This is a genomic window from Nostoc sp. NOS(2021) (assembly GCF_017115025.1).
Lineage (GTDB): Bacteria > Cyanobacteriota > Cyanobacteriia > Cyanobacteriales > Nostocaceae > Nostoc.
Map to the genome: position 1 here is coordinate 26,229 of NZ_JABXKM010000036.1, position 10,346 is coordinate 36,574.

Here is a 10,346-nt window from a genome sequence, read left to right on the forward strand (position 1 = left end):
ATTTAAATCCAATTATCAACAACAGATATACAACATTAACTACTCAATCTAAATAAGCATGTCTGGTTTGGGTCATTTTGATTGCCAACAAAGGCAAAAAATTAAATGCTCATTCGATCTGAATTACAAATTTCAATCAAAGCAAGTATCTGAACAGAGTTATTCAGGGAATAACACACTATCAATGACATGGATAACACCATTGTCAGCTTCCACATCCGAAGTCACAATGTAAGCATCATTCACCTTAACATTATTCTCAGCATTAACTTTGATATCTTTTCCCTCGGTCGTTGTTAGCTTTTGCAACTGAACTAAATCAGCCGCATTAATCTTGCCAGAAACCACATGGTACTCTAAAACCTTTCTTAACTTAATCACATCCTGTAGTAGTTCTTCTACGGCTCCTGATGGGAGCTTGGAAAAGGCTTCGTCTGTTGGTGCAAAGACAGTAAATGGCCCATCTCCCTTAAGTGCAGTATCAAGACCAGCAGTAGTAATAGCTGTTACCAAGGTGTTGAAAGAACCTGCATTAATTGCAGTATCTATAATATCCGGCATCTGATGTCACCTCAATTGTGTGAAAACTTGATGTTAAAAGATTTAACACATAAGTGTATTTTTAAGCTATGAACCTAAGCTAGATTCAATTGAAGAATGCCCCCCGTCCAAATAACAGCCCAATCACAGCAAGCTACTGAGTAATACTGCGACTACAAAGTGCATGACCGAATGCTGGCGGTGATGTAGAAAGTTGTCGGGTGTGTAGTAGTGCTGTTCACCCAAAGGCAGCGGGGAGTGTGGGGTGCTGAGTAACAAACAATACTCGTCACTACAGCCGCATTTCTAATTTACAGTTGGAAAACTGGATTTCACCTTAAAAAATATTAGATAAAATAGAAATGACTGCACAAGTAAAAAATCAACGTATTCAAATAAATTTAGATTTATCGCCAAAACTTTATGAGACACTAAATAATCTGGCGCAATATATTAATGGAGATAATGCTAAGGTACTGTTAAAAGCTACGCCTACACACTCCTAGAAGTAGCTGTATAAGCCAAACAAAAAGGCAAGCATATCTGGATTGCAGATGATAACCAAAATATTGAAACTGAAATTATTGGCATCTAAACAACATGACAGATATAACAGATTTATCAAAAGTAATTGCCAACAAAGGTGACAATCCACTAATTCTGTCACCTGTAGACTTGCAGTCACAAGAAGACGTAGAACTTGAGCGAAAACTGCGAGAACTCAAGTTTAAACAAGAACTAAGAAAAGATTGGATTTTATTTATTGTCAGAGATGTAGTAATTTTTCCTGCCGCTATCCTTTTTATTTTTGCTGTCAGTGGTTATTCCCTATTTACTCAGATTCATAGGTAACTTATCACAGTTAGTCGAATAAAAAGACCTCTCCCTGGTTTTGCTACGCAAAACCTATCCCTCTCCGACTCGGAGAGGGACAGACTTGAACTTTAGTTCAAGGCAAGGAGAGGTTCATCCAACTCACGTTAAATTAATTATTTCTCTCTGCGTTCTCTGCGGTTATTTAAAAAATCTTACAACTTATCTACTTCAGTGCAATTGCGTAACTAATTTTACAGACGACGAAGCCAACTTGCTACAAGTAGACTGATCTTTATATCCACACAAATTTTGCTGGATATAAGGATTACCGCAATTGGTAAATCTGCAAATAAGTAAGTACTTGATGGAAATAATCTAAAAATATGGGGCTTTTAATATTTTCTGTTGCTTTAGTCGCCATTGTTGCTGTAATTATCATTAATGGCTACAACGATTTAGTCAAGTATCGCAACCGTTACAAAAATGCTTACTCTCAAATCGATGTTCAATTACAGCGTCGCTATGACTTAATTCCCAACTTGGTGGAAACTGCCAAAGGGTACATGAAACATGAGCGAGAAACCTTAGAAGCAGTTATTGCCGCCCGGAATTCTGCAATTAATGCTAGCAGTCGCGCCGCGCAAAATCCCGGCGATCCCCAAGCGATGCAACAGTTAGGCAATGCTGAAGGGGCGCTGACGGGTGCGTTAAGTCGCCTGATGGTACTTTCAGAATCTTATCCAGAATTGAAAGCCGATCGCGCCATGACTCAGGTGATGGAAGAATTATCTTCCACCGAAAACCGGATTGCTTTTGCACGTCAAGCTTTTAATGATGCGGTAACACTTTACAACACCAAGAGCGAATCTTTCCCCAGCAACCTTGTAGCAAATACTTTTAACTTTACTGTTGCAGAATTGCTCGCCGAAGCTACTCCAGAAATGAGAAATGCTCCACGCGTGTCTTTTTAGGTATCTATGAATTTCTTTGAACATCAGGATCGGGCACGCCAAAATACGCAACAATTAATCGGGTTATTTTCCTTGTCGATCGCAGTCATGATTATGGCGATTTATATTGCCACTTTATTTCTGTTCCGCATGGCTCCCCGGATTTGGTGGCATCCAGGGTTATTTCTCTACGTGACTGGGATTACAATAATTGCGATCGCAGTGGGAAGCTTATATAAAATTGCTTATCTCCGGGAGGGCGGAAGCGTAATTGCCCAAGAGTTGGGAGGAAGACTCCTGCTACCAGATACGGCAGATGAACAAGGGCGACAACTATTAAATATTGTCGAGGAAATGGCGATCGCTTCTGGTATTTCGGTGCCAGAAGTTTATCTCCTTGAAAGAGAAACCAGCATTAATGCTTTTGCTGCCGGATTTACGCCCAATGATGCTGTAATTGGAGTTACCCGTGGAACTTTGCAACACCTGAGCCGAGATGAGCTACAAGGAGTCATCGGCCACGAATTCAGTCATATTCTCAATGGAGATATGCGGCTGAATTTGCGTTTGGTGGGACTACTGCACGGAATTTTGTTCATTTATTTAACCGGGGAATTGCTGTGGCGGATTCGTGGTAGTTCCCGCGAAGAGAAGGGTTTCCCCCTGTGGGCGTTTGGTTTAGCACTGATGGCAATTGGCGGTATCGGATTACTCTGCGGGCGTATGATTAAAGCCGCCGTTTCTCGCCAACGCGAATTTCTCGCCGATGCTTCGGCTGTACAGTTCACTCGTAACCCCAATGGACTTACCGGAGTCTTCCAAAAACTCCAAAAGATGGATTCACGCTTGATTTCGCCCGCAGCAGAAGCCGCCAGCCACATGTTTTTTGGCAATGCCCTCAACCCTTCTTTCTGGGAAAATATGTTTTCTACCCACCCGCCCCTAGCAGAACGTATCCGCCGGGTTGGGGATTTAAATGCTCGCAATTTAGCAGCAATGCCATCTCGCAATCAGATACGTACTTCTACTTCTTCCCAGGAATCCTTAACAATGGGCTTTGCTGGTGGTGACAACGCCACCCCAGAACAGGTTGTAAACCAAGTTGGAAGCGTCACACCAGAGCATTTTGCCCATGCTCAAGCGCTGTTGTCGCAGTTACCAGAATCCCTGCGCTTGGGTGTGCGGGAGCAGCAAAGTGCAATGGCGATCGCTTTTGCGCTAGCGTTAGATACAGAAAATCTCCAAATCCAAGAACGTCAAATTGCTTGGTTACGCGAGGTGCAGCCTGCTGATTTGGTAGAGAAAACCCTGGAATTGAGTAGCGAAATTAGCCAGTTAGATCCCAGCATTCGCTTGCCACTTGTGGATTTGGCAGTATCCGTATTACGCCAAAATTCTGCCAAAGAATGCCAAAGTCTATGCAAATGCGTCCACGGTTTAGTTATAGCCACCGGAAGTTTATCACAGTGGCATTTTGTGTTGCAGTTAATACTGTGGCATCGTCTCCAACCTAGTATAAATCCCACATCTGCTACAACGGTAGAATTTACCGCTATAGAACAGATTTGGCCAGATAGTTTATTAGTACTGTCGGCACTTGCACATGTCGGACACTCTCAACCCGATGCAATTACCTACGCATTTCGTTCTGGAGTTTTTCGACTTCCCAAAGCTGGAGAGCAAGAAAAACCAGAAACACCAGTTACCTGTAATTTCACTGAACTCAAAAAGAGTATTGAGCGCCTTCGCCTTGCCACTCCCAAACTCAAGCAGGCTATTGTTGATGCTTGCGCCCACACGGTACTATTAGATAACAAAGTTACTCCATCAGAAGCAGATTTACTAAGAGCGATCGCTATGACGCTAGATTGTCCCATCCCGCCATTTTTAAATCCTCAGCGTAGCGTTTCAAAACAGAAACAATCTTCTCCAAAGCGAAGTTAATGTAACCAGTGAGACGCGATTATTGATAACTAAACAAATAAAGTCCGCAAAGACGGACTTTTCCATTATTCTTTCTTGTCGTTGCAAATGGCTGTTTACCAGAACAATAACCTATTGCATTTTCATTGCATTTACAGGAAATTGATTTATTTTCGTTCTCGTTACTCTTATACTATAAATAGTTATCTTGGCAAAACAGTATCATATTGTACAAAAATTCTTTACATTGCCTAGAAGTAATTAATTTACTTAAAAAAGTTTAGACAAAATGCCAGCATTCCAGAAATTTGATTGCTATATTAGATTAAATAACTATTCTGGCAAGGGTTGAAAAGCTGTGCGGGATGATTTACAGGGCTTGAAAATTAGTCAATATGAACTGCAAAAGCTGACTAATTTGCCTGTTAATGAGGAACTTTTAATCATTACAAATCCTCTGAAAACATTAGCAAAGATATATATACAAAAGCTGAAAAGCTCTGAAGGGGCAACTGTAGTCTTTATTGGATTTTCTACATTTGTTTTTGTGTATATTTTATTTGATATAATTATTAAATTTTTTGTGACGTGGATAACAATTCCATCTTGGATATTGTTAATTATCTTAGGTCTTTGGGTTGGTGGTCTGACGCAAACTATCTTATATTTAATATGGAAAACTAGAAATAAAATTGTCAAAACTAATATGACAAAATCGCTGCAAATTCTGTTAAATGAGGTTAATAGATACAATACTGTTATTAGAGTAATAGATATCAATGACCAAATAGAAGAAGCTGGTAATCCAGAAGTAGTTATAAAGGAAAGAGAGGGTGTTATCGAAGCGCTTAAACTCACCAAAAATGATTTAGTTCGCGCTTTGAAGACAGAAAAGATTTTGAGAGAGAATAAGAGCTTTATCCTTGGTAATACAGAACTATTTGTTAACAACTTAGCAACTTTAACAGCCATGCAAGTAACTGAACAGGCTACTGAGCATGGAAGGTTACTCAATGAAGCATTACAAATTGCCTTAGATGTGCAACACGAAATGAAAAAATTACAGACTCAGCGTTAAAGTAATTCGTAATTCGTAAGGGGGATTTAGAAAGCACTCCTGAATTCACAAAGGTTGAAACCCAATCCCCTTGTGTCTGGCTTAATTTTCCCTGTTTCCTTGTTCCCTGTTCCCTTGTTCCCTGTTCCCTGTTCCCTTTCACTCAGCACTCAGTAAGAGTTGGAGAAAGCCTAAATGCTCCCGATAAGTCCATAGACGCTGTTGCAGGTTAAGGCAATGTAAGGGACTCGCCAGACATCCTCAATGGCTTTTTCCATAATCCTTCCCACGGTTGCAATCCCCGGTCTAACATAAAGAATATTCGTAAAGTGATCGCTTATCCGCATGGACTGGAAAGAAGTCAGAGGTAACTGGGTAATCATTCCCCGAAATCCCATAGGTATCATCCATTTTTTAGGAGGTGCATTTGTCGCCACTGCACCGCACATCACTTATCGCTGGTTACTCGAACAACTGGCAAGTAAAGGTTATGTTGTAATTGCTACGCCTTTCGTCAATACATTGGATCATACTGCGATCGCAAAATCTGTGTTGCTAAACTTTGACCGCACCCTCGAACGCTTACATGACTCTGGGGCATTACGCAAGCTTTACTTCCCCATCTACGGCGTTGGACACAGCATGGGCTGTAAACTTCACTTGCTGATTGGTAGCCTCTTTAAAGTTGAACGCGCAGGCAATATTTTAATATCCTTCAACAACTACGCCGCTAAAGAAGCTATCCCCCTAGTAGAACAGTTCAATTCTACTTTGAAAATCGAGTTTACCCCCTCACCGTCGGAAACTAACAAGCTTGTTCAAGAGCGTTACAATATCCGGCGCAATTTATTAATAAAATTTAGCAATGACACCATTGATCAATCGGCAGCTTTAACCAAAATCTTACAAGAACGTTTTGATGAGATGGTGACAGCACAAACGTTACCAGGAACTCATACAACACCTCTAGGTCAAGATATTAAATGGCAAACTGGAACATCTTTCACTCCCTTTGACGCTTTAGGGCAATGGTTCAAGCAAGAAGCATACCGTGACTTGAACCAGCTAAAAAATAGCATCCTTTTGTGGGTGAATCCTCTTGCACCCCCATAATATTTTATGACGTTAAAAAGTCATGAGTTCGACGGAAAAATATAAATGAGTTAGTAGTATTTTGGGATTAATACTACTAACTTATTAGCCAAGATCCTATTTTTATTTTCTATTTTTACAGCAAACTATTAATGAGTGTTTCCTACAAATTTCTATGTTTCAAATACTAGTAATTGATGACGACTATTCAATAAAAATACTCCTGAAAAGGATGTTGGAAAAACAGGGTTATGAGGTAGTTACTGCCAGTAGCGGCGAGGAAGGGATAGAAAAGGCACTGGCTTACCGTCCAGCACTAATTATTTGTGATTGGATCATGCCGGGGTTGACTGGACTGGAAGTCTGCCACCGCATTAAGAAAGACCCCAAATTTTCCACCACATTCTTTATTTTATTAACATCCTTAGATTCTGTTGCCGATTGCGTCAAAGGTTTAGATGCTGGTGCTGATGATTTTATCTCCAAACCTATCGAGCACAACGAATTACAAGCACGGGTAAGAGCGGGATTACGCCTGCATCAATTGAGTAGAGATTTGCAGGCTCAAAAGTTGCTTTTAGAATCAGAAATGTCAGAAGCAGCAGAATATGTGCGATCGCTGCTGCCTCTTTCCATGACTGAACCTTTCAATATAAATTTCCGATTCATTCCCTCGCGGCAACTCGGCGGTGACTGTTTCGATTACTACTGGCTCGATGCTGATTATCTGGCAATTTACTTAATGGATACTGCCGGACATGGCCTCAAAGCGACTCTTCCCTCTGTTTCAGTGCTGAATCTGCTGCGTTCCCGTGCGCTCAAAAGTCTGGATTACTATCAACCTAGTGATGTATTGAAGGCTTTGAATGATACCTTTCAGATGAATTATCAAAATGACAAATACTTTACGATTTGGTACGGAGTTTACAACCGAATCAATCGCCAGTTAATTTATGCTAGTGCAGGTCATCCCCCAGCAGTTCTAGTAACCGGCACATCTCCAAGAAAGTCTGAAGTTAAACTCTTGAAAACCCCCGGTATGCCAGTTGGGATGTTTCCAGAGGCAAAATATGTTGATGGATTTTGCAATATTGAAAAATTCAGTACCCTTTACATTTTTAGTGACGGCGCTTATGAAATCACTAAATCAGATGGCACACTTTGGAGTTTGGATGCTTTTATTCAGCTACTAGTTAGCTTACAACATCCTGTTGATTGCCAACTTGATCCCGTACTGAGTTATTTAATCGCTTTGAACTCCAAAGATGCTTTTGATGATGATTTATCTATTTTGCAAATTAACTTTGATTAATTAAGTTTTTGAGACTAAAACCTGATTAAATGCGTCTTGGCTGGGGAATATTTCAAAGACTTTATCCATATTAGTCAGTTCAAATAATATCCTGACTTGCTCATTAATTGAGCAGAGAACAAGCTTACTATCCGCTGCCCGCAAGGTTTTGAAAGCTAATACTAAAGCTCCCAAACCTGAACTATCCATAAACGTTACATCTTGAAAATCAACTAATACAATTTTCGCACCAATTCCTAAAATATCGGTAATATTTTGTCGAAATTCTTGTGAAGTTGTGGCGTTTAAATTCCCACTGAGCTTAATAACTTTTACTTGTTCTCTCATAATACCTCACTCTGATTTGTGTAAATGATGCTCTGTTTTCGTTAGTATATCCCAATCATAAGACCTCTTGCATAAATGCTTAGATTGTCGTGTTGAGCGGAGCGAAATATCTGTGAGATTCTTCTCTCCACTACGTTCCGTACCCTGCGGGAACGCTGCGCGAACAGAATGACATTCCTGATTTTTTGACTTTTGCAAGATATCTATAGATCATTTAAAAAATGCTTGCCAGATAAAAAATAAGCAATTATTAAGCTTCAATGCTTTCTAAGTCTTTTTGAATAGGGCAGTGTAAATTATCAAATGTTTATTTTTATAAAAACTAATTATTGACTTATAATTATAGTCTTACTGCTAAGAAGTCACTGAGTGCAAATAAGTATCATGATGATTGTCATCAGTGAAGGGTGAAAAGCAGTCGTATCAAGTAGATTAAGAGTGGCGATCGCTCCTTAAACTTATAAAAAGCACAATTACCATAATTCCTTAACCATAAGGGTTTTACTTACATACTTGAAATAAGTCATGGAGGAATTGAGAAACTCTAGCTAAAAGGTTTAGTTTTAGCACTGCTAGACTCAAACATGAGGTTTTCTGAGGTTATTGCCTCTACTGTTTTAGTATTCCCAATGTTTGTTATTGCTCAACAGGCTCACTGATTTTTCAGCAGAGAAATAGTTGTGCCAGCTAAACGACTTGCGCGATCGCTTAGACCTTTTAGCATCCTCAGTGGTAGGCAGGATGAAACATCAAACGTTGGGATATATAGCAGTTGCCAGGTAGCGGTTGACATCAGCTAATGAGAAAACACTGACACCAAGAGACTTTTAACCCTATTAAGAGTTCCCTATTTCCTGTTCCCTGCTATAGCTGAGAGGAAGGCGAAAATTTGCGTCCTAACTCTCTCTAAGAGGACTCACTTTGGCTCTGTAAAGCAGCTTCTCACCTTGAAGGTAGCCAGTGTAGCGTATCTTGACTATTTCTCCAGGTTGTGCAGTTCCCTCCATCAATTGGTGCAGTTGGGGGTTATAAGGTAATTCTGCTCCCACGGGTGCGATCGCTTCCACTCCCCACGCCTGTAAAAGTTTTTCTAGGGGTTTCTGCACCAACGGTACTATTTTGACTGCTGCTAGCTGGGGATTTTCTTGCGCTTTCTGTGCTGCTGTTGGCCATTGCAATAATAAAGACTCCAGCAGTTGCAAACTCGACTGCTGGAATTCTTGTAGTAATATCTCTCGCTGCTGTTCTAGTTGCAGCTGCGAGCGATCGTACTCTTTTCTTAAATCTGCAATTTCTTCTAATAATTCCTGAGTAGGCGCTGCTTTCTCTTGTAACAACTCTACGGTTGAAAAAGTTGCGATTAATTCATTCAATGGCATCTGTAGCACTGGCGACAACTTCAGCAGCACATCTACGCGCATCTGCTCTAGCTTTCCTTGTCGTAATCGCAAAAGTTGACGCTCTGAGACGCCAGCAGTGCGACTCAGCGCTTTAAAACTAGAAATACCCACCTGTTGCATTAAATCTTGCAACAGGTGGGTATTGGGCATTGGGCATTGAACATTGGGCATTGGATATTAGGCATTGGATATTGGGCATTCGGTATTGGGTATTGGGCACTTGTACTGAGCGTTGCCGTTGGCGCAGCCTCTCGTAGAGAAGTATTGGGCATTGGCGATTAAGTTTTTTCTCTATCCCCTATTCCCTATGCCCAATGCCCAATGCCCCAGTCCCTATTTCTATTCTTCCAGTAAACTTCTCAGCATCCAAGCTGTCTTTTCGTGTACTTGCATCCGCTGAGTCAATAAATCGGCGGTAGGTTCGTCGTTAACTTCCTCTACCACGGGAAAAATAGACCGTGCAGTTCTGACTACGGCTTCTTGCCCTTCCACTAATAAGCGGATCATCTCCACAGCTTTCGGAACTCCGGGAGTTTCTGCAATCGAACTTAGTTTGGCGTATTCGCTGTAGGTTCCCGGTGCGGGATAGCCAAGCGCTCTAATTCTCTCGGCGATTAAATCAACTGCTAAGGCTAATTCTGTATACTGGGTTTCAAACATCAAATGCAACGTTTGAAACATCGGCCCCGTCACATTCCAATGGAAGTTATGAGTTTTCAGATAAAGTGTATAAGTGTCAGCCAACAGGCGAGATAAACCCTCGGCAATTTTAGCCCTACTCGCCTCGTCAATGCCGATATTTATATTTTTGACTGTTACTTTCGATGACATAATTTTCTCCTAATTAGGTTATATGTAATTGGGTATTGGGGATTGAGGATTGGGCATTGGCAAGAAAATTAAGTCTTTAGTCCCCATGCCCCATGCCC

12 protein-coding genes are annotated in these 10,346 nt (G+C 40.9%); 7 read left to right on the forward strand and 5 right to left on the reverse strand.

Going from position 1 to position 10,346, the window contains the following annotated elements:
* Positions 1-159: 159 nt before the first annotated feature.
* Complete coding sequence (locus tag HWQ41_RS04285) at positions 160-561, reverse strand: fasciclin domain-containing protein (RefSeq protein ID WP_292760210.1); 402 nt, start codon at positions 559-561, stop codon at positions 160-162.
* 341 nt (positions 562-902) lie between these two features.
* Here HWQ41_RS04285 and HWQ41_RS04290 point away from each other — a divergent pair, with 341 nt between their 5' ends.
* The 7 genes from HWQ41_RS04290 (at position 903) to HWQ41_RS04320 (ending at position 7,690) form a co-directional block, all read left to right on the forward strand.
* Complete coding sequence (locus tag HWQ41_RS04290; RefSeq protein ID WP_292760211.1) at positions 903-1,046, forward strand: hypothetical protein; 144 nt, start codon at positions 903-905, stop codon at positions 1,044-1,046.
* Between the two features lie 94 nt (positions 1,047-1,140).
* Positions 1,141-1,392: a hypothetical protein gene (locus tag HWQ41_RS04295; RefSeq protein ID WP_292760212.1), complete on the forward strand. Its 252-nt coding sequence runs from the start codon at positions 1,141-1,143 to the stop codon at positions 1,390-1,392.
* Between the two features lie 347 nt (positions 1,393-1,739).
* Positions 1,740-2,327, forward strand: a complete 588-nt coding sequence (locus HWQ41_RS04300) for a LemA family protein (RefSeq protein WP_229461425.1) — start codon at positions 1,740-1,742, stop codon at positions 2,325-2,327.
* Positions 2,328-2,333: 6 nt separating this feature from the next.
* Positions 2,334-4,250 (forward strand): M48 family metallopeptidase, encoded by a 1,917-nt coding sequence (locus tag HWQ41_RS04305; protein ID WP_292760213.1) that lies wholly within the window; start codon positions 2,334-2,336, stop codon positions 4,248-4,250.
* 337 nt (positions 4,251-4,587) lie between these two features.
* Positions 4,588-5,307, forward strand: a complete 720-nt coding sequence (locus HWQ41_RS04310) for a hypothetical protein (RefSeq protein WP_292760214.1) — start codon at positions 4,588-4,590, stop codon at positions 5,305-5,307.
* Positions 5,308-5,631: 324 nt separating this feature from the next.
* Complete coding sequence (locus tag HWQ41_RS04315) at positions 5,632-6,399, forward strand: DUF1350 family protein (protein ID WP_292760215.1); 768 nt, start codon at positions 5,632-5,634, stop codon at positions 6,397-6,399.
* Between the two features lie 154 nt (positions 6,400-6,553).
* Positions 6,554-7,690, forward strand: a complete 1,137-nt coding sequence (locus tag HWQ41_RS04320; protein WP_292760216.1) for a SpoIIE family protein phosphatase — start codon at positions 6,554-6,556, stop codon at positions 7,688-7,690.
* On the opposite strand, the gene HWQ41_RS04325 is transcribed toward HWQ41_RS04320, so the two are convergent.
* The 4 genes from HWQ41_RS04325 to HWQ41_RS04340 all read right to left on the reverse strand — a co-directional run bounded on the left by HWQ41_RS04325 (position 7,691) and on the right by HWQ41_RS04340 (position 10,248).
* Positions 7,691-8,017 carry an STAS domain-containing protein gene (locus HWQ41_RS04325; protein ID WP_292760217.1) on the reverse strand — a complete coding sequence of 109 codons (327 nt, stop codon included), beginning with the start codon at positions 8,015-8,017 and terminating at the stop codon, positions 7,691-7,693.
* A gap of 652 nt (positions 8,018-8,669) precedes the next feature.
* Complete coding sequence (locus tag HWQ41_RS04330) at positions 8,670-8,810, reverse strand: hypothetical protein (protein WP_292760218.1); 141 nt, start codon at positions 8,808-8,810, stop codon at positions 8,670-8,672.
* 103 nt (positions 8,811-8,913) lie between these two features.
* Positions 8,914-9,588 (reverse strand): nucleotide exchange factor GrpE, encoded by a 675-nt coding sequence (gene grpE / locus HWQ41_RS04335; protein WP_292760219.1) that lies wholly within the window; start codon positions 9,586-9,588, stop codon positions 8,914-8,916.
* A gap of 168 nt (positions 9,589-9,756) precedes the next feature.
* A complete protein-coding gene (locus HWQ41_RS04340) occupies positions 9,757-10,248 on the reverse strand; it encodes a Dps family protein (RefSeq protein WP_292760220.1) in 492 nt (163 codons plus the stop codon).
* Positions 10,249-10,346 lie beyond the last annotated feature (98 nt).

Bases quoted from the DNA above. Each gene is read 5' to 3' on its own strand.
- HWQ41_RS04285 (WP_292760210.1), bottom strand. From the start codon at position 561: ATGCCGGATATTATAGATACTGCAATTAATGCAGGTTCTTTCAACACC.
- HWQ41_RS04300 (WP_229461425.1), top strand. From the start codon at position 1,740: ATGGGGCTTTTAATATTTTCTGTTGCTTTAGTCGCCATTGTTGCTGTA.
- HWQ41_RS04320 (WP_292760216.1), top strand. From the start codon at position 6,554: ATGTTTCAAATACTAGTAATTGATGACGACTATTCAATAAAAATACTC.
- HWQ41_RS04340 (WP_292760220.1), bottom strand. From the start codon at position 10,248: ATGTCATCGAAAGTAACAGTCAAAAATATAAATATCGGCATTGACGAG.
- HWQ41_RS04305 (WP_292760213.1), top strand. From the start codon at position 2,334: ATGAATTTCTTTGAACATCAGGATCGGGCACGCCAAAATACGCAACAA.
- HWQ41_RS04325 (WP_292760217.1), bottom strand. From the start codon at position 8,017: ATGAGAGAACAAGTAAAAGTTATTAAGCTCAGTGGGAATTTAAACGCC.
- HWQ41_RS04290 (WP_292760211.1), top strand. From the start codon at position 903: ATGACTGCACAAGTAAAAAATCAACGTATTCAAATAAATTTAGATTTA.
- grpE (WP_292760219.1), bottom strand. From the start codon at position 9,588: ATGCCCAATGTTCAATGCCCAATGCCCAATACCCACCTGTTGCAAGAT.
- HWQ41_RS04330 (WP_292760218.1), bottom strand. From the start codon at position 8,810: ATGTCAACCGCTACCTGGCAACTGCTATATATCCCAACGTTTGATGTT.
- HWQ41_RS04295 (WP_292760212.1), top strand. From the start codon at position 1,141: ATGACAGATATAACAGATTTATCAAAAGTAATTGCCAACAAAGGTGAC.
- HWQ41_RS04315 (WP_292760215.1), top strand. From the start codon at position 5,632: ATGGACTGGAAAGAAGTCAGAGGTAACTGGGTAATCATTCCCCGAAAT.